The following is a 17,728-nucleotide window of genomic DNA, read 5'->3' on the forward strand; positions in this document are numbered from 1 at the left end:
GCCCGTAGGACGCCCCATCAGGCGCGATTAGCTCAGCGGGAGAGCACTACCTTGACACGGTAGGGGTCACTGGTTCAATCCCAGTATCGCGCACTTGCAGTACCGCCTCACCAGGCGCGATTAGCTCAGCGGGAGAGCACTACCTTGACACGGTAGGGGTCACTGGTTCAATCCCAGTATCGCGCACTTGCAGTACCGCCCCATCAGGCGCGATTAGCTCAGCGGGAGAGCACTACCTTGACACGGTAGGGGTCACTGGTTCAATCCCAGTATCGCGCACCACACAGCCAAGGGCCGTGATCCGGACAGGATCACGGCCCTTGGCGTTGCCGGGGGTTGACGGACCGTCAGGGCGCGGGCGGCGGCACGGATGCGCACGGGCGGCAGCGCGGATGCGGCAGGGGCCGGGTACGTGCCGCCCTCACCGACGACTCGTACCCGGCCCCTGCTCCGTGCGCCGGAGTTGCTGCCCGCACCGCCCGCCCGCCCGTCCGCGTGCGCCCGGCGGTGCCGGCTCCGGCTGTGGCGCCTGCCCTCTCCCCAGAAGGTCAGCGCCCGATCAGTTCGGCGACGGCCCTGGTCTGGGTCGCCAGTTGGTCCCAGCCGCCGAAGAGCACCAGCAGGGCGACCGCGACGGGGAGCACCATCGCCACGGCCACCAGCGGGTGCCGGGTGGCCTGCTCGGAGGAGCGGGCGGAAGCCGGGCGGAGCCCGAGGCGACGACGGCCCGCCTCGTTGAGCTGGACGGCCATGGTGGGTGCTCCTGCCTTCTTCGTGAAGTCGCTGGTCTGCTGGAAAGTCGGTCGCGGTGGGCGGTTCACCTCGGGGGACGAGCCGGGCCGCCCACCGCTGACTCAAAGGTATGGCGCGGCACCGACGCGGACGTCATGCCCGCGTACCGTTCGGTGGGCCTCCCGGAGGATGACGCCCCTCCCCCTCAGGTACTACTGGAGGCGGAGAAGGGGCCCGGCCGAACCCCGGGGGAACCCTGAGGGGCATCCCCGAGAGGGGCGTCCGGGGGAGATCGGACAATCCGACCGGCCGGCTGGTGTTGCGTATCAGCACACCGCAGCGCGGAGTCCGTAAGCTGTGCCGGAGCAGGATTCTGACGGTGCCCCACCCGACGGGGTCTCAACCACCGGACTGACGGGAAGAACTGACGATGGCGATGATGCGGCTGAGGCGTGAGGACCCCCGCATCGTCGGCCCGTACCGCCTGCACCGTCGGCTCGGGGCCGGCGGGATGGGCGTGGTCTACCTCGGTTCGGACCGCAAGGGGCAGCGGGTCGCGCTCAAGCTGATCCGGGCCGAGCTGGCCGAGGACGCCGAGTTCCGCACCCGCTTCGCCCGGGAGATCGCGGCCGCCTCGAAGATCCGCGGCACCTGCACGGCCCGGGTGGTCGGCTCCGACATCGAGGCGGACCGGCCCTGGCTGGCGACCGCGTACGTGCCGGGGCCCTCGCTGTACAAGCGGGTCGGCGAGGAGGGGCCGCTGCCCTGGCCGGAGGTGGCCCGGATCGGGGCCGCGCTGGCCGACGGGCTGGTGAAGGTGCACGAGGCCGGGGTGGTGCACCGCGACCTCAAGCCCTCCAACATCCTGCTCTCGCCCAAGGGTCCGAGGATCATCGACTTCGGCATCGCCTGGTCGCGCGGCGCCTCCACGCTCACCCACGTCGGCACCGCCGTCGGCTCCCCCGGCTTCCTGGCGCCCGAGCAGGTCCGCGGCGCCGCGGTGACGCCGGCCACCGACGTGTTCGCCTTCGGGGCCACGCTGGCCTACGCGCTCACCGGGGACTCGCCGTTCGGCTCCGGCGCCTCCTCCGAGGTGATGCTCTACCGGGTGGTGCACGAGGAGCCCGACCTGTCCGCCGTGCCGCCGCAGTTGGCGCCGCTGGTGCGGGCCTGCCTGGCCAAGGAGCCGGCCGAGCGGCCCGGCGCGGCCGCGCTGCACGAGCGGCTCACCGAGCTTGCCGCCCGGGGCGCCGCGGCCGGCCGCCGGGCCGTCGCTCCCCCGCCGTCGCCCGGGCGGGCCCCCGTCGCGCAGCGGCCTGCGGCCCCGCCACGGCCCGCCGCGTACCAGCCCGGGACGCACCAGCCCGCCACCCTGCCGATGCCGCCCGGCATGACGGCCGAGGCTCTGAGGGAGCGTCAGGGCGAGCGGGCGGGCGTCCACCCGTCGGGGTCGGTGCACGCCGCCGACCGGACCACCGTCCGGCACGGCGAGCAGCCGGGCTCGCGGCCCGCCGGTGCCAGGCCCGCAGCGGCCCGGGAGCGGACCACGCCGCCCGGCGGCCGTCCGGTCCCGCCCGGCCCGCGCTCCGGCCAGCCCCGGCGCGACCGGCAGCACACCCCCGTGCCCGGCCGTCCCGGCAGCCCCGGCGAGGCGCGGCGACGGCTGATGCGGCAGCGGCTGGTGGTCTTCGTGACCGTCACCGTCGGGGTGGCGCTGGCCATCGCCGCCGCCCAGGGCTGCGAGAACCGCTCCGACCAGGGCCTGCGCTCCCCGCACTCGCCGGCCGCCTCCGCTCCCGCCTCCGGGGCCTCCGGCACGCCTGTCCCCGTCTCCATCGACGGGGTGCAGCCCTCCGCGCCGTTCGCGGCGGTGGCCAAGAGCCCCACCGGCGACGCCGGGCTGGCCCCCTCGGGCGGCCCGCTGCCCGCCGTGGACTGGGCCAACCGCAGCTACGCCGACCCCTCCGGCGGGGCCGCGATCCGCCTGCGGGACGGCCGTTCGGCCGCCGAGGGCGGCCCGCAGGTCTCGCTCAGCGCCGTCGTCCCGGCCCGCTACCACGGAGCCCCGGCGGCCCTGGTGGTGCTGCGCCGGGCCGAGGGCTCCGCCCCGGCCGACCTGGTCCAGCTCTACGGCTTCAGCGCGGACACCCCCGTCCTGCTCGCCGCCCGCACCTCGGTGGCCGACCCGCAGGCCGCCGCCACCTGGCGGGTCGAGCCGGGCGCCCTGATCCGGGAGGAGCGGGTCTCCGCGACGGGGGCCGGGTCGACGACCCGTTACACGGTGCGCGGCGACGGGCAGTTGGAGGAGTCCTGGCCCGGCTCCGGCGTCACCGGCACCCCCGCCGGCCCCGCCCCGGCCGCAGCCGGCGCCCCGCCGTCGGCCTTCTCCCCCACCGCGACGCCCAGCGGCAGCTGAAGCGCGCCCGCCCTGGGCCCGGCCCTTCGTCCGGCACGGGGAAGGGGCCGGGACGGTCCGTCCACTGTCAGTGGGCGGCCGCCAGGAGGGAGCGGGTGTAGTCGGTGTGCGGGGCCGCGAAGAGGTCGTCGCGGGGGGGACTGTTCGACCAGGCGGCCGTGGTGCATGACGGCGATGCGGTCGCAGAAGTGGCGGACCACGGCGAGGTCGTGGGAGACGAAGAGGAAGGCGACGCCGAGGCGCTCGCGCAGTTCGGCGAGCAGGTTGAGGACCTGGGCCTGGACCGAGACGTCGAGGGCGGAGACCGGTTCGTCGGCGATGATCAGGCGTGGGCCGGGGGCCAACGCCCGGGCGATGCCGATGCGTTGGCGCTGACCGCCGGAGAACTCGTGCGGGTGGCGGTCGAGGTGGGCGGCGGTGAGGCCGACCTGTTCGAGGAGTTCGGCGGAGCGCTCGCGGCGTTCGGGGGCGGTCAGGGTGGTGTGCAGGCGGAGCGGGGTGTCCAGGGTCTGGGCGACCGTGCGGCGGGGGTTGAGGGAGGCGTACGGGTCCTGGAAGACCAGCTGGACCTCGCGGGCCAGGCGGCGGCGCAGGGCGCGGTCGGGGCGGGTGGCGTCCTGTCCGTCGTAGCGGATCGTGCCGCCGGTGGGGCGTTGGAGGCCGGCCAGCACCCGGGAGGTGGTGGACTTGCCGGAGCCGGACTCGCCGACCAGGCCGAGGCTCTCGCCCGGGGCGATCCGCAGGCTCACCCCCTCGACGGCGCGGAAGGGCTCGGCCGTGCGGAAGGGGTGACGGCGACGGCCCGGGAAGTGCACGGACAGGTCCTCGACCTCGACCAGCCAGGAGGTGTCGGGACGGTGGGCCGCCCTGGGTGCCGTACGGGCCGGGACGGGTGACGGGTCGTCGACCGTGGGCAGCACGGAGCCCGGGACGGTGTCCAGGGTGAGCGCGGCGCCGACCAGGGCGCGGGTGTACGGCTGCCGCGGGGCGGCGAGCAGTTCGGCGGTCGGCGCGGTCTCCACCGTCTCGCCGTGTCGGAGCACCAGGGTGCGGTCGGTGTGCCGGGCCACCACCCCGAGGTCGTGACTGATCAGCAGGACGGCGGTGCCGTGCTCGCGCCGCAACTCGCCGAGCAGATCCAGCACTTGGCTCTGCACCCGGGCGTCCAGGGCGGTGGTGGGTTCGTCGGCGACCAGCACGTCCGGCCCGTTCATCAGGGCCATCGCGATCATCACCCGCTGGCGCATCCCGCCGGAGAACCGGTGCGGATGGTCGCCGGTCCGGGCCGCCGGGATGCCGACCCGGTCGAGCATCTCGGCCGCCCGGCGGCGGGCCTCCGCCCGTCCCGCGCCGGGGTGGTGCAGCCGGTACATCTCGGAGAGCTGGGCGCCGACGGTGTGGAACGGGCTGAGCGAGGTCAGCGCGTCCTGGAAGACCAGGGCGATCCTGCCCCCGCGCACCCGGCGCAGCTCCTGCTCCCCCGCGCCGACCAGCTCCTGTCCGCCGAGCCGGGCGGAGCCGGTGACGGTGGTGGTGCGGGGGTCGTGCAGGCCGAGCAGGGCCAGCCCGGTGGCGGACTTGCCGGAGCCGGACTCACCGACCAGGCCCAGGACTTCGCCCGGGGCGAGGTCGAAGGAGAGGCCGCGCACGGCCCGTACCGGTTCGGCCCCGTCGCGGGCGGCGAAGCCGACGGAGAGGTCGCGGACGCTGAGCACCGGCGCGGTCGAGGTGTTCGTGGTCATCGGGAAAGCTCCTGACGCGGGTTCAGCTGAGGCGGATGCGCGGGTCGAGCCAGGCCACCACCAGGTCGGCCAGGGCCACGAAGAGGACCACGAAGCAGGCGGCGAGCAGCACGGTGCCGACCACGGCGGGCAGGTCCTGGCCCGCCACCGCCTCGGCGGCGAAGGTGCCGACGCCGTTCAGGCCGAAGACGGTCTCGGTGATCACGGCCCCGCCGAGCAGGGCGCCCGCCTCCAGCCCGAGCAGCTGGACCAGCGGCCCGGCCGCGCCGCGCGCCGTGTACTTCAGGTGGGCCCGCAGCCGGCTCAGGCCCTTGCCGCGCGCGGTGCGGACGTACTCCTCGTCCATGGTCTCCAGCAGCTGGGCGCGGGAGAGCCGGGCGAAGACGGCGGAGTTGACGAAGCCGAGCACCAGCCAGGGCAGCAGCATCCCGCCCGCCCAGGCGGCGGGGTCGGTGGCGGGCGGGGTGTAGGCGGGCAGCGGCAGCAGGCCGGTCGAGTGGACCAGGGCCCACTGGGCGAGGTAGCCGAGGAAGTAGATCTGCACGCTGGCGCCGAGCAGGGTGAAGCCGGAGAGCAGCCGGTCGGTGCGGGTGCCGTGGCGCAGCGCGGAGACGAAGCCGGTGCCCAGGCCGAGGACCAGCAGCACGGCCAGCGCCCCGGCGGTGAGCGAGAAGGTGACCGGCAGGTGCTCGGTCAGGGCCTGGGTGACGGGCTGGTGGAGCCGGTAGGAGTAGCCCAGGCAGGGGGCGGCGCAGTCGATCACCGAGCCGTCCACGTCGCTGATCCCGCGTCCGGCGACGACCCCGGCGAGGTAGTCGGTGTACTGGGTGAGCAACGGCTGGTCCAGGCCCATGCTCTGACGGACCGCCGCCACCTGCCCGGAGTCGCAGCGCGGGCCGCAGGCGGCCCGGGCCGGGTCGGCGGGGGCGGCGTGGAAGAGCACGAAGGCGGCGGCGGAGACCGCGGCCAGCACGGCGAGGGCCTGGAGGGCCCGCCGCAGGGCGAAGGAGAGCATGGCCGGTCCGGTTTCGTGGATGCGGGTGGTACGAGGTGGGTGCGGCCCCGGCCCGGCGGATGCGGCTGGGGTACCGCCCCGGCGGGTGCGGGTGGGGGTACGGCCCCGCCCCGGCGGAGGCGGGGCCGTGCGGAGGCGTCAGGCCTTGAGGAAGACCCACGCGAGGCTGACGGACCCGTAGATCGGGTGGATGAAGGCGCCGCCGACGTTGGCGCCGCGCAGCTGGGTGGCGTTGGGGTAGGCGAAGGGCAGCACCGGGACGTCCTTCATCACGGTCTGCTCCAGCGCGTACAGCTCCTTGGCCTTCTGCCGGGGCTCGCCGATCTGGTTGATCCGGTCGATCTCCTTGTCCACCGCCGGGTTGCGGTAGCGGGCCGAGTTGAGGTCGCTGTTGGCCCGGCCGTCGAAGGAGAACGGGACCAGCGTGGACGGGGTCGGCCAGTCCACCGAGCTGGTCTCCTCGAACAGGTCGTACGGGGAGTCGGCCCGGTGCGCCTCGTCCAGCAGCGCCTTGGCGTCCACCGGCTTGGGCACGATGGTGATCCCCGCCTTGGCGAACCCGTCCACCAGCACCTGGGCCACCCGCTGCCCGTTCGGGGTGTTGGCGTACGCGTAGGTGAGGCTGGTGGGCGTCTGCTTGGCCTTGGCCAGGGCCTGCTTGGCGGCCTCCGGGTCGCCCTCGGGCTTGGCCGGGTAGAGGTCGTACTTCTGCCAGTCGAGCAGCGCCGGGGAGCTGAGGGTGGTGGCCAGCTCGCCGACCCGGGAGCCGCCGAGCACCTGGCGGGCCTGCTGGCGCGGGTAGGCCAGGTGCAGGGCCTTGCGGACCTCGGGGTCGGCGACCCGCTCGTTGTTGACCACCAGCTGGGTGACGAAGGCGCCCTGACGGCCGGTCACCACCAGCTCCTTGGCCTTCGGGTCGGTGTCGGTGGTCTGGTACAGCTCGGGCGAGAGCTGGGTCGCCACGGTGGTGGCGTTGGCGCCGCCGTCCCGGCCGGAGAGGATCTCCTGGTTGATGTTGAGCGCCTCCTTGCCGAAGCTGAAGACGAACTTCTCCGGGTACTGATTGCGGATCGGGTCGGTCTCCGGCTTCCAGTGCGGGTTGCGCTCCAGCACCAGGCGGGTGTTCTGGACGTGCTCGGCGATCCGGTACGGGCCGCTGGCGAAGGGCAGTCGGTCGTAGTCGGTGCCGGTGTCCTTGTCCTTGCGGACGGGGGAGGACGAGGACTGCGCCGCCATGTACGGCACGTCGGCCTGCGGCTGCGGGAAGCGGAGGACCAGGGTGCGCTCGTCCGGGGTCTCGATCGCGGCCAGGTCGCCGTCCTGCGGGCCCGCGTACTTCTTCCGGGCGTCCTCGTAACTGGCCTCGCCGGTCAGCCACTGCGCCCAGTACGGCGGGCCGACCTCGAAGCCCTTCCCGAAGGAGCGCTCGATGCCGTACTTCACCTGCTGGGAGGTGATCGGCTGCCCGTCCTCCCAGGCCACGCCCGCCTTCAGCCGGTACGTCCAGGTGCGGCCGCCGTCGGTGGCGGTACCGGTGTCGGTGGCGAGGTCGCCGACCAGCTTCGCCTTGCCGTCCACCACCTGGTACTGGGTCAGCTGACGGCCCCACAGCAGCGAGGTGTTGTAGGCGGCGCCCGCGTAGACCTTCTGCGGGTCGAGGTGGCGGAAGTCGGTGGTGTTGTAGACGTTCACCGTGCCGCCGGGCTTCGCACCGGGGACGGCGGGCGCCGGGCCGGCGCTCTCCTGCTCGGTGCCGAGGGCGGCGGTGAGCGGGGAGGTGTCCTTCGCTCCCGGGGCCGCGCCACCGCCGCCCGCACCGGCTCCCGCCGAGCAGGCGGTGGCGAGCAGCGCGGTGGCGAGGACGGCGAGGGTCGCTTTGGTCAGGCGCATGGCGGAGTGACTCCTTGCCCCGAGGTGCGGGGCGGTAGGGGTGGTTGTGGTTCTGACGGTGGCTCAGCGGGCGGAGCGGGGATCCAGCGCGTCGCGGACCGCGTCGCCGAGCAGGTTGAAGGCGAGCACGAAGACCAGCAGCGCCACGCCGGGGAAGACCATGTAGGTCGGATCGGCCTGGAAGACCTCGGAACCGCGCGAGATCATCCGGCCCCAGTCCGGGACGGGCTCGGTGATGCCGACCCCGAGGAAGGAGAGCACCGCCTCGGAGGCCACGAAGCCCGGCACCGCCATCGTCGCGTGCACCAGCAGCTGGGCCCGGACGTTCGGCAGCAGTTCCCGGAAGACGATGTGGAATCCGCCGGCCCCCTGGGCCTTCGCCGACTGCACGAAATCCCTTTCCCGGAGGGAACGCACCGACGAGCGGAGGGAGAGCGCGAGCGGAATCCAGCCGAATGCGGAGAACACCAGGATCAGCACCAGGAATTGCATCCACTCCGGCTCGGCCTCGCTCGGATCGACCAGCCGGGACTGCACCACGGGGCTGAGCGCGAGGAGCAGGAGCAGGGTCGGGAAGGCGAGCAGGACGTTCGAGAGGAAGCCGAAGATCCGGTCCGTCAGACCGCCCAGGTAGCCGACCGCGACGCCGGCCAGGACGCCGAGCAGGGTGGTGACGGCGGCGGCCGCGAAGGCGATCAGGAGGGAGGTGCGGATGCCGAAGAGCAGCTGGGTGAACACGTCCCGCCCGAGGCCCGGCTCCAGGCCGAACCAGAAGTCGGCCGAGATCCCGCCGTTGGGGAGCATCGGCAGGCCCGAGTCGCTGAGCAGGCCGGGCGTGTTCTGGCCGTAGTGCTCGGTGGGGTTCTTGCCGTAGGCGGCGGCGATCAGCGGGGCGGCGAGGGCGAGGAGGAGGAAGAGCGTCACCACCGCGAGGGCGGTGGCGCCGGTGCGGTCGCGGAGCAGCCGGGAGAGCGGCGTGTTGCGTACTGCGGGCATGAGAGGCGTACTCCCCGAAATTCTCCGCCGCCCCGTGGGTGAGGGTGCGCTGATGTGCATGGAGGGCGGGCCTTCCGGGGGTTTCCCGGCGGCCCGTCGAATGCCATCAGATCGGATGCGATGCGCCTTTCGCAAATCATTCTCCGGCGCTGATTGCACACTGTTTCGCGCAGGACGACGGCTTCATTCCACCGCAATGTTGCCGACACAGGAAAACGGGCAAATACCTACACAACGGTTCGACGGCGGCCCGACTGAGACCTCCGCCACACGTAAGGTGCCGCCATGCCTCCACTGCTCTTCCTCGACGTCGACGGCCCGCTCATCCCGTTCGGCGGAGCTCCCGAGGAGTACCCCACCCACGGGGCCGACGACGACGCGAACCCCCTCCTGCGCCGGATCGACCCCGCGCACGGCCCACGGCTGGCGGCGCTTCCGTACGAACTCGTCTGGGCCACGACCTGGGAGGAGGAGGCGAACGAGTACGTCGCCCCGCGCCTGCACCTGCCGCGACTCCCGGTGGTGGTCTGGCCGGAGCCGACCGAGGCGGACGAGCAGGACGACGAGCGGCACGGGCTGCACTGGAAGACCCGCACCCTCGTCTCGCTCGCCGCCGGGCGCCCGTTCGCCTGGGTCGACGACGAGCTCACCGACGCCGACCGGAGGTGGGTCGCGGCCCGCCACCCGGGCCCCGCGCTGCTCCACCGCGTCGACCCCCGCCGCGGTCTGACGGAGGGTGACTTCACGGCGCTCCGGTCCTGGTTGCTGGAAAACCAGGTGACCTCGGGGCGGGCCGGGCAGCAGAATCAGGGCACCGGCCGCGAGGCCGACAGCCCGTAGCTCAGTCGGTCAGAGCACCGCCCTGATAAGGCGGGGGTCGCTGGTTCAACTCCAGCCGGGCTGAGCGGGTGTAGCTCAATTGGCCAGAGCAGCCGCCTCCAAAGCGGCAGGCTGGGGGTTCGAGTCCCTCCGCCCGTGCAGTGAGCAGGACCGCCGTCAGATCCCGGTGTTGACGGCGTAGAAGGTGACCGCGGCGGCGGCTCCCACGTTGAGGGAGTCGATGCCGTGGGACATCGGGATGCGGACCCGGCGGGTGGCGGCGGCCAGGGCCTTCGGGGTGAGGCCGTCGCCCTCGGCGCCGAGCATGACGGCGGCCTTGGGGAGGGTGTGCGGGGCGGTCGCGTTGAGGTCGTCGGCGCCGGACGGGGTGAGGGCGAGCAGTTCGAAGCCGGCCTCGCGGACGGTGGCCAGGGCGGCCGGCCAGGGGTCGAGGCGGGCGTACGGGACGGAGAAGACCGCGCCCATCGAGACCTTGACGGCCCGTCGGTAGAGCGGGTCGGCGCAGTCCGGGGAGAGCAGCACGGCGTCCATCCCGAGGGCGGCGGCGCTGCGGAAGATGGCGCCGATGTTGGTGTGGTCGACCAGGCCCTCCAGGACGGCCACCCGGCGAGCGCCGGTGAGGAGTTCGGCGGCCTCCGGGAGCGGCTTGCGCTCCATCGAGGCGAGCGCGCCGCGGTGCACGTGGTAACCGGTGACCTCCTCGGCGAGCCCGGGCTCCACCACGTGGACGGGCGCCGGGGTCTCGGCGATCACGTCGGCCATCACATCCAGCCACTTCGGGGTGAGCAGCATCGACCGCATCCGGAAGCCCGCCGCCACCGCCCGGCGGATCACCTTCTCGCCCTCGGCGATGAAGAGGCCCTCCTCGGGCTCGCGCCGACGGCGCAGCTCCACGTCGGTCAGGCCGGTGTAGTCGGCCAGGCGCGGGTCGGTCGGGTCGGTGATGGTGCTCGGTTCTGCCACCCGTCGATCTTGGCACAGCTGGGGAGGAGTGGCGTTCGGCGAGGAAGCGACCGGGCGCGGAGACGATGATGGGCGCATGGCCGTCGTCCCGATCGAACCCCGTCCGCTGAACGCCGCCGAGCGCGCCGTCCTGGAGCACCTGCTCGCCGCCGACTTCCCCGGCGCCCCTGAGCTGCTCGCCCAGCTCGACCGGGTCGAGGTGGTGGCCGCCTGGTTCGAGGGGTCGGTCAGCGTCGACCTGCGGGTGCGCGGGGCGGCGGAGTCGGACCGGCGCTCGGTGCTGCTGCCGGTGGGTGCCGAGGTGTACGACGAGGACGGCGGGTACGTCGGCGAGCTGCTGCTGTGGGCGGAGGGCGGGGAGTACCTGTCCGCATTGGAGTACGCCTGGGTGACGGACGAGATGCCGACCGTACTGCCGGCCGTGGAGCGGCTCCGCGTGGGGGTCTGACGGCGGGTCGGCCGGGCCCGAGCGTCTCAGGACGCCGGGCCGAGGTCCGCAGGGAGGGCGGCCGCCACCAGGGCGGCGGCCTCCTCCGCGGTCGCGGTCCGCGCGACCAGTTCGTGGTTGTCGTAGACCGCGTACCCGTCCTCGGGGTGGGGGGCGATGACGTGGCCCACCGGGTGCTTCCAGTACTCCTCGACGCGGTCGGAGAACCACAGGTTGAAGTGGCTGTTGACCGGCATCAGCTGACGGAGCGCCGGCTGGGCGTACGCGGCCGCGATCAGCGCGTGGGCCTCGGGGAACCGGTCGTACGGCGGCAGGTGGACGCGGTCGAGCTTGAGGCACCAGGTCAGCTCCACCGGGCCGAGCGGCTCCCGCTCGTGGGCCAGGGCCCAGGGCCGGAACCCCATGAACGGGGCGCGCTCCCGGGTCTCCTCCAGCCCCGCCCCGGTGATCCACGCGACCGTCGCGCGGACCACCTCGGCCAGGTCCTCGGTGCAGCCCCCGGCCAGCCGGGGGCCGTCGGACCGGAGGTCGACCTGGAAGCGCCGCTGCCACGCCTCGTCCGGCGGATACACCGTCACCCGCCGGGCTCCCCCGTCCGCGACGAACTCCGCGATCCGGCCCGAGTCCCGTGCCAAGGAGGGCCACGCGACACCGAGCCGCGCCGCTTCGTGCGCCAGCGCGGCGGCCAGCACCCCCGGGCCCCACGCGTCCCGCTCCTCGTCCGTGCAGCCGCCGTCGAGCCCCACCCCTGAGTCCATCGCACCAGTCTGCCCGACGGGCCTGCGGCGGTCGGGGCTCGGCCCATCGGGTGGTGGCGGACGGTGCGTCAGCCCGGCGGCGCTGCACGGGTGATCGACGAGCCGAGACTGGCCGGGTCGACCCGTCGTCGTTCCCGGAAGAGTGGAGTCCGCCCGTGCGCCGATCGTCCGGGGTGGCCGTTGCGGCCGTGTTGCTCGTGATCGGTGCCGCTCCGCCCGTCGGGGCCGTGCTCCCCCGGGCCGGGACCCCGTACACCGTGACCGCGTGCGATCCGAACACCACCCGGCCCGGCAGCCCGCAGCAGGTGCAGGTGGACCCGGCCTGGCTGGAGGGCGGCCGGATGGTCGCGGTGATGAACAACCCGGGCTCGGTCAATCCGGGGCTGGGTGCACCGCCGCCCACCCCCGGCACCTTCTACGGCACCCCGCTCTGCGTGGTCGGGCCCCTGGTGAACGGCGTGCCGCAGGCGGCGCGTTGGGTGTTCTGTCTGAACCACCCGCTGGCCGCCTGCGGCGAGGCGCCGTTCGTCCGGGGCGGCACCGAAGGTGCGAAGGAGCCGCTGACCGCGCTGCAACGGGCCCGGGTGGCCCACCTGCTCTCTCCCGGGGTGGCCGACTACTCGACCTCCTCCACCCGGGGCCTGATGGCCCAGCGGATCTGGTGCGTGACCGAGAACCTGCCCGCCGGAGCGCCACTGCCCGACCCGGACCGCTACCCCGGCGTCACCTGCCCGGACTGGGGCACGATCGACCCCACACTGCCCGCCGAGCCCGCCCTCACCCTGACCGCCGGGCCGGACGCCGAGGCCGGTACGGAGATCCCGTTCGACCTGACCAGCACGGTCCGCCGGGTACGGGTGACGGCCACCGGGACGGACGGGCTGACGCTCTGCCAGGGCGCGCCGGGAACCCTGACGGACGGGCTGCTGGAGCTGCCGGCCGGGACGACCGCGACCAGGCTCTGCGCCCGGCGCGCGGACGGCGGCAGCGGTGCGGTGCGGGTGGAGGGGGCGGAGACGGTGACGGACCCTCAGTTCCTGGTCCCCACCGAGACCCCGGAACGCTGTCAGGGGTACGTGGACACGGTGGGCTCGCGGCGGACGCTGACCGCCTCCGGCACGGCGAACTGGCGCCCGGCGACGACGCCCCCGGTGGTCCAGGCCCCTCTGCCGTCGATGGCGCCCGTACCACCCGGCGCGGCGGCCCCGGCGCCGCCGAGGACACCCGAGGTCCAGGCCTCGCCGGGCGGCCCGCAGACCCCGGCGGCACCGGAGACCCTGGCCGCCCCACCGTCCGAGCCCGCCCGGCCCGCCCACCCGCCGGCTCCGCTGCCGCCCGCCGAGGCCTGGACGCCCGCACCCGAGCTGCGCGTCATCGAGGGCAGCCTGCCGGAGACCGGGGCCGGGGAGGCGCCGGTGCTGCTCACCGTGGCGGGCGGGCTGTCCGCCCTCGGCGGGTTGCTGCTGGCCGGTGCCCGCCGCCGGAGGCGGTGACGGCCCGTCAGGCGACGTCGGGCAGGGCGAGCAGCTCGCGCTCCCGCTCCGGTGTCAGACCGGCGGCCAGGGACGGGGAGTCGGTACGGACCCAGTGGAGCAGGTCGGTGAGGACCTCGGTGCGGGGGCGGTGGGTCAGGCCGGCGGCGAGGGCCGCGGCGCCCGGGCGGGTGGAGTGGCTCTGCAGCTCGGGGTCGGCCAGCCACATCGGGAGCGAGTCCGGGCCCATCCACTGCTGGACGCCCTGCTCCAGCAGCCAGTCGGACGGGGCCGGGACCACCGGGCCGGTGTGGCCGCCGACGGTGCGGGAGAGCTCCACCCACTCGCCGAAGGAGAGGACGGGGCCGACCGCGTCGAAGGTGCCGGAGGTACCCCGCTCGGCGCAGTGGAGCAGCCAGGCGGCGAGGTCGCGGACGTCGATGGCCTGGGTGGGCAGGGCCGGGGTGTCGGGGACCAGCAGCGGTGCCTCGGGGTCGCGGGCGGAGCGGGCCACCCAGTAGGCGGTGCGGCCGGTGCGGTCGCCGGGGCCGCCGATCAGCCCGGCGCGGGCGATCAGCAGACGGTCGCCGAGGGCCCGCGCGGAGGCCTGCTCGCAGGCGACCTTGGCTTCGCCGTACGTCTCCCGGGCCGCCTCGCGGCCTTCGAGCGCGGGCAGCAGTGCGGCCGACTCGTCGGCGCCGACGGGGTGTTCGGCGTAGGCGCTCACCGAGGAGACGTAGCTCCAGTGCCGGGCGCGGGGCGCGAGGGCGTCCAGCGCGTCCTGGACGTAGCCGGGCTGCCAGCTCACCTCCACCACGGCGTCCCAGTCACGCCCCGTCAGTCCCCGGTACGCGCCGGGCTGCGAACGGTCCGCCGCGACGAGGGTGGCGCCCTCCGCCACCCCGCCGCTCTCGCCCCGGGCGAGGCAGGTGACGCGGTGGCCGAGCGCGAGTGCCTGCCGGGAGACTTCCCGGCCGAGCCAGGCGGTGCCGCCGAGTACGAGGAGATCCATGCCACCCACTCAAGCACTCCCCACCGAGACCCGCCAGAAGCTTCGCTGACGGCGGATCAGGCGGGCGGCCCGAGCGCCGGTACCGGGCGTCAGCGAGGGCTGAGGAGGCAGAACTCGTTGCCCTCCGGGTCGGTCAGGATCCGCCAGTGGATGGAGGACTGGTCGATGCCCGGGTCGGAGGCGCCCAGGGCGCGCAGACGGGCCTCCTCCGCCTCCGGGTCGTCACCGCGGTACGGGCTGACGTCCAGGTGGACGCGGTTCCAGCCGAGCTTGGGGTCGGGGGTGCGGATGAACTCCAGGTAGGGGCCGACACCCTGGGCCGAGCGCATGCTCGCGTGCCCGTCGGCGACCTCGTGCACCGTCCAGTCCATCGCCTCGCCCCAGAAGCGCGCCATCTCCCGCGGGTCGGCGCAGTCGACCACCACCGCGGCGACCGGCCCGGTGTCCCCGTAGACCTCCCGGGGCTCCAGGACGCAGAACTCGTTGCCCTCGGGGTCGGCCATGACCGTCCAGGGGACCTCGCCCTGTCCGACGTCGGCGAGCGTGGCGCCGAGCTCGATCAGACGCGCGACCAGCTCCGCCTGATGGGCCGTCGAAGTGGTGGCCAGGTCGAGGTGCACCCGGTTCTTCCCCGTCTTGGGCTCCGGACGGGCGATGATGTCGATGCAGACCGCCGAGGGGTCGGGGTAGGCGAAGCCGACCGGCTCGAGGTTGGTCACGCCGGGCGCCTCGCTGTCGATGCCCCAGCCGAGTGCCGCCGCCCAGAACCGGCCGAGCGCGGCGTCGTCCCGGGCCTTCATGTTGATCTGCACGAGTCGTGTCGCCATGCGGATGATCATAAGCACCGATGAGCCCGGCGCCGAGCGGGCCCAGCAACGCTACGCCGCGCGCACGAAGGGTCTCCGGTGCCGCCGCTCGGGGAGCGGTGGCTTCGGCGTGCGCGTCGGCGAGGAGGATGTCGTCCACGTGGCCGGCGGCCGGTCTGCGTGTGCTGTGCCGAGAGAGGCGGGTGCGGTGGAGATCACGGTGCAGTGGGTCAGGACGTTCTGGACGAAGGAGTCGCGGGGCGGCGAGGCCGCCGCGCGCCGGAACGCCGCCCCGACGGGCTTCGTCCTGCCGACGGGCCTCGGCCCGCTCGCGCACCACGTCAGGATGGACGAGCGCCACGGCTTCGAGCCGCGGGAGTCCATGGTGGAACGGCGCGAGGTCGCGGTCAGCCTGCGGGAGACGGACGGCACGCTGCGGGTGCTGCCCCGGGTGGACCCGCTGTTCGGGCTGCCGCCCCGGCACCGCCGGCCACCGGCCGTACGGCTGCGGCCGGGCCAGTGGGTGCGGTGGCAGCTCAACTACCGCTTCAGCAGCGCGGCGGGGGTCCGTGACTGGTCGTACTGGCTCGACACCTTCAACATCGCCTACGGCCCGGTGGCCCTCGGGACGTTCCTGACCGAGCCGACCGTGTCCGTCGACGAACGCGGCCCGGTCCGGTAGCCCCTCCGGACGAGCTCGGGATCGACAGCAGGCCCGGCGACGCGGTGCCCGTCCCGGAGCCGTTCGGGTTCGAGTTGGGCACCGCGGAGCTGGTCCGCTACCCGAGCTGACGGGGCGGCACCGGTCAGGCGTGCCAGAGGGCGTCGCGGCGGTGGCGGGCCGGGGGGATGTCCGCGCCGTCGACGGAGTGGCCGGCTCGGTGGAGGCCGCGGATGCGGTCGGCGGCGAGGCGGGCCCGGAGCCGGGCACGGGCGTTGGACGTGGCGATCATGGCGGTGCAGCTGTCCGTCCTGCCGTCGAGGCGGTACGGGCGCCAGCTGCGGAGCCGGCGCAGGGTCGGGGCCGGGACGGGGCGGCGGCCTTCGCGGGCGGCGCGGGCCAGTTCGGCGTGCGGGTAGCGGAGGTCGAGGCGGGCGAGGGAGACCGGTCCGGGCCCGGTGCTGCGGAGCCGGTACGGGGTGGTGCGGACCGTGCGGGACATCGAGGACCTCCGTAGGGCCCTCCGGGATCTCCGGAGGTACCTACGGCGGGTGCGCGGTGTCGGACACTGTGGCGACCCTCCCTCGGGCGGTCCTGACGGAACGGCACGGGAACGGTACCGCCACGGAGGCCCCGCCGGGGAGGGGCGGGGCCTGACGAGGGGTCAGTGGTGGCCGAGGACGTTGACCACGTCGCCGATGACGATGACGGCCGGGGGCTTGATGCCCTCCGCCGTGACGACCTCGGCGACGGTGGCGAGGGTGGCGTCGACGCGGCGCTGGGCGGCGGTGGTGCCCTCCTGGACGACGGCCACGGGGGTGGTGGCGGGGCGGCCGTGCTCGATCAGCTTGGCGGCGATCGCGCCGATCTTGTCGACGGCCATCAGGAGGACCAGGGTGCCGGTCATCCGGGCGGCGGCGTCCCAGTTGGTGAGGGAGCGCTCGTCGGGGCCGACGTGGCCGGAGATGACGGTGAACTCGTGGGTCATGCCGCGGTGGGTGACCGGGATGCCGACCGCCGCCGGGACGGAGATGGAGCTGGAGATGCCGGGGACCACCGTGACCGGGACGCCGGCCTCCAGGCAGGCCAGCAGCTCCTCGCCGCCGCGCCCGAAGACGTACGGGTCGCCGCCCTTGAGGCGGACCACGAACTTGCCGTCCTTGGCGTGGTCGATCAGGGTCTGGTTGATCGCCTCCTGGGCCATGTAGCGGCCGTAGGGGATCTTGGAGGCGTCGATCACCTCGACGTGCGGCGGCAGCTCGTCCAGCAGCTCGCGCGGGGCGAGCCGGTCGGCGACCACCACGTCGGCGTCGGCCAGCAGGCGGCGGCCGCGCACGGTGATCAGGTCGGGGTCGCCGGGGCCGCCGCCGACCAGGGCCACGCCCGGCTCGCGGGTGCGGAACTGACGGGCCGCCAGGGAGCCGTCCCGCAGGGCGTCCACGATGGTGTCGCGCAGGGCGGCGGAGTGCCGCGGGTCGCCGGTCAGGACGGAGACGGTGGTGCCGGAGTCGCGGCCGGTGGCAGCAGTCCAGGCGGTGGCCGCAGCGGCGTCGTCGCTGCGGGCGCAGAACACCCGCAGGCGCTCGGCCTCGGCGGAGACGGCGGTGTTGACGGCCGGGTCGTCGGTGGCGACCAGGGCGTACCAGGAGTCGGCGAGGTCGCCGTCGGCGTACCCGCGCCGGTGCCAGGTGAGCTCGCCGGCGTCGGCCATCGCCTGGACGGCGGGGGTGGTGGAGGGCGATATCAGGTGCACGTCCGCCCCGGCGGCGAGCAGTGCCGGGAGCCGGCGCTGGGCGACCTGGCCGCCGCCGATCACGACGACGCGGCGGCCGGTGAGCAGCAGTCCGACGGGGTAGGGGGTGCGACCCTCGGTGCTGGGGTGGGGGTTGGGCGCGGGGGTGGTCATCGGCGGTGCTCCTGGGGCTGGCTGGGGAGAGGGTTTTGCGTGGGACGACAGCACTCCCCCGCACCGGCGCG

General features: G+C 74.4%; 15 protein-coding genes, 5 tRNA genes and 1 pseudogene. 10 read left to right on the forward strand and 11 right to left on the reverse strand.

From position 1 onward, the window contains the following. Positions 1–21 precede the first annotated feature (21 nt). The 3 genes from ACWEPF_RS08000 to ACWEPF_RS08010 all read left to right on the forward strand — a co-directional run bounded on the left by ACWEPF_RS08000 (position 22) and on the right by ACWEPF_RS08010 (position 282). Positions 22–93: transfer RNA gene (locus ACWEPF_RS08000), tRNA-Val, on the forward strand. A gap of 21 nt (positions 94–114) precedes the next feature. Beyond that, positions 115–186 (forward strand) — tRNA-Val (locus ACWEPF_RS08005). A 21-nt stretch (positions 187–207) separates the two neighbouring features. Beyond that, a tRNA-Val gene (locus tag ACWEPF_RS08010) sits at positions 208–282 on the forward strand. A gap of 266 nt (positions 283–548) precedes the next feature. On the opposite strand, the gene ACWEPF_RS08015 is transcribed toward ACWEPF_RS08010, so the two are convergent. After that, positions 549–752, reverse strand: coding sequence for a hypothetical protein (locus tag ACWEPF_RS08015; protein WP_345278959.1), 204 nt, complete (start codon positions 750–752; stop codon positions 549–551). Between the two features lie 410 nt (positions 753–1,162). Here ACWEPF_RS08015 and ACWEPF_RS08020 point away from each other — a divergent pair. Continuing rightward, a pseudogene (locus ACWEPF_RS08020) lies at positions 1,163–2,560 on the forward strand (serine/threonine-protein kinase); the annotation flags it as partial. Between the two features lie 446 nt (positions 2,561–3,006). On the opposite strand, the gene ACWEPF_RS08025 reads toward ACWEPF_RS08020, so the two are convergent. The 4 genes from ACWEPF_RS08025 to ACWEPF_RS08040 all read right to left on the reverse strand — a co-directional run bounded on the left by ACWEPF_RS08025 (position 3,007) and on the right by ACWEPF_RS08040 (position 8,791). Further along, on the reverse strand, positions 3,007–4,890 hold the full coding sequence (locus ACWEPF_RS08025; RefSeq protein WP_452171875.1) for a dipeptide ABC transporter ATP-binding protein: 1,884 nt from the start codon (positions 4,888–4,890) through the stop codon (positions 3,007–3,009). Between the two features lie 22 nt (positions 4,891–4,912). After that, entirely contained in the window at positions 4,913–5,905 is a 993-nt protein-coding gene (locus tag ACWEPF_RS08030; protein WP_449794891.1) for an ABC transporter permease, read from the reverse strand. A 138-nt stretch (positions 5,906–6,043) separates the two neighbouring features. Next, entirely contained in the window at positions 6,044–7,795 is a 1,752-nt protein-coding gene (locus ACWEPF_RS08035) for an ABC transporter substrate-binding protein (protein ID WP_452171877.1), read from the reverse strand. Positions 7,796–7,858: 63 nt separating this feature from the next. Further along, complete coding sequence (locus ACWEPF_RS08040; RefSeq protein WP_452171878.1) at positions 7,859–8,791, reverse strand: ABC transporter permease; 933 nt, start codon at positions 8,789–8,791, stop codon at positions 7,859–7,861. Positions 8,792–9,076: 285 nt separating this feature from the next. On the opposite strand from ACWEPF_RS08040, the gene ACWEPF_RS08045 reads away from it, so the two are divergent. The 3 genes from ACWEPF_RS08045 to ACWEPF_RS08055 all read left to right on the forward strand — a co-directional run bounded on the left by ACWEPF_RS08045 (position 9,077) and on the right by ACWEPF_RS08055 (position 9,769). Next, the gene (locus ACWEPF_RS08045) at positions 9,077–9,631 is read left to right on the forward strand and encodes an HAD domain-containing protein (protein ID WP_452171879.1); all 555 of its coding nucleotides are present in this window, start codon (positions 9,077–9,079) and stop codon (positions 9,629–9,631) included. Beyond that, a tRNA-Ile gene (locus ACWEPF_RS08050) sits at positions 9,622–9,695 on the forward strand. The genes ACWEPF_RS08045 and ACWEPF_RS08050 overlap by 10 nt, the downstream gene beginning before the upstream one ends. After that, positions 9,696–9,769, forward strand: a tRNA-Trp gene (locus ACWEPF_RS08055). It abuts the tRNA gene before it with no gap. Between the two features lie 18 nt (positions 9,770–9,787). Here the strand turns inward: ACWEPF_RS08055 and ACWEPF_RS08060 are convergent. Continuing rightward, positions 9,788–10,594: a TrmH family RNA methyltransferase gene (locus ACWEPF_RS08060; RefSeq protein WP_452171880.1), complete on the reverse strand. Its 807-nt coding sequence runs from the start codon at positions 10,592–10,594 to the stop codon at positions 9,788–9,790. A gap of 76 nt (positions 10,595–10,670) precedes the next feature. Between ACWEPF_RS08060 and ACWEPF_RS08065 the strand changes: the two genes are divergently transcribed. Beyond that, the gene (locus ACWEPF_RS08065) at positions 10,671–11,042 is read left to right on the forward strand and encodes a hypothetical protein (RefSeq protein WP_452171881.1); all 372 of its coding nucleotides are present in this window, start codon (positions 10,671–10,673) and stop codon (positions 11,040–11,042) included. Between the two features lie 26 nt (positions 11,043–11,068). On the opposite strand, the gene ACWEPF_RS08070 is transcribed toward ACWEPF_RS08065, so the two are convergent. Beyond that, entirely contained in the window at positions 11,069–11,800 is a 732-nt protein-coding gene (locus tag ACWEPF_RS08070; protein ID WP_452171882.1) for a DUF6193 family natural product biosynthesis protein, read from the reverse strand. Positions 11,801–11,988: 188 nt separating this feature from the next. On the opposite strand from ACWEPF_RS08070, the gene ACWEPF_RS08075 reads away from it, so the two are divergent. Further along, the gene (locus ACWEPF_RS08075; protein ID WP_452171883.1) at positions 11,989–13,293 is read left to right on the forward strand and encodes an LPXTG cell wall anchor domain-containing protein; all 1,305 of its coding nucleotides are present in this window, start codon (positions 11,989–11,991) and stop codon (positions 13,291–13,293) included. A gap of 7 nt (positions 13,294–13,300) precedes the next feature. Here the strand turns inward: ACWEPF_RS08075 and ACWEPF_RS08080 are convergent, their stop codons facing one another. Together ACWEPF_RS08080 and ACWEPF_RS08085 are read right to left on the reverse strand one after the other, a co-directional pair. Then, positions 13,301–14,284 (reverse strand): NAD-dependent epimerase/dehydratase family protein, encoded by a 984-nt coding sequence (locus tag ACWEPF_RS08080; RefSeq protein WP_452171884.1) that lies wholly within the window; start codon positions 14,282–14,284, stop codon positions 13,301–13,303. Between the two features lie 89 nt (positions 14,285–14,373). Further along, entirely contained in the window at positions 14,374–15,111 is a 738-nt protein-coding gene (locus tag ACWEPF_RS08085) for a VOC family protein (protein WP_345283434.1), read from the reverse strand. A 187-nt stretch (positions 15,112–15,298) separates the two neighbouring features. Here ACWEPF_RS08085 and ACWEPF_RS08090 point away from each other — a divergent pair, with 187 nt between their 5' ends. Continuing rightward, entirely contained in the window at positions 15,299–15,772 is a 474-nt protein-coding gene (locus ACWEPF_RS08090; RefSeq protein ID WP_452171885.1) for a hypothetical protein, read from the forward strand. A gap of 124 nt (positions 15,773–15,896) precedes the next feature. On the opposite strand, the gene ACWEPF_RS08095 is transcribed toward ACWEPF_RS08090, so the two are convergent. Both ACWEPF_RS08095 and cobA read right to left on the reverse strand, forming a co-directional pair. Then, on the reverse strand, positions 15,897–16,253 hold the full coding sequence (locus ACWEPF_RS08095; RefSeq protein ID WP_452171886.1) for a hypothetical protein: 357 nt from the start codon (positions 16,251–16,253) through the stop codon (positions 15,897–15,899). Between the two features lie 162 nt (positions 16,254–16,415). Further along, positions 16,416–17,657, reverse strand: a complete 1,242-nt coding sequence (gene cobA, locus ACWEPF_RS08100; RefSeq protein ID WP_452171887.1) for a uroporphyrinogen-III C-methyltransferase — start codon at positions 17,655–17,657, stop codon at positions 16,416–16,418. Positions 17,658–17,728 lie beyond the last annotated feature (71 nt).

It is taken from the genome of Kitasatospora sp. NPDC004289 (genome assembly GCF_053602875.1).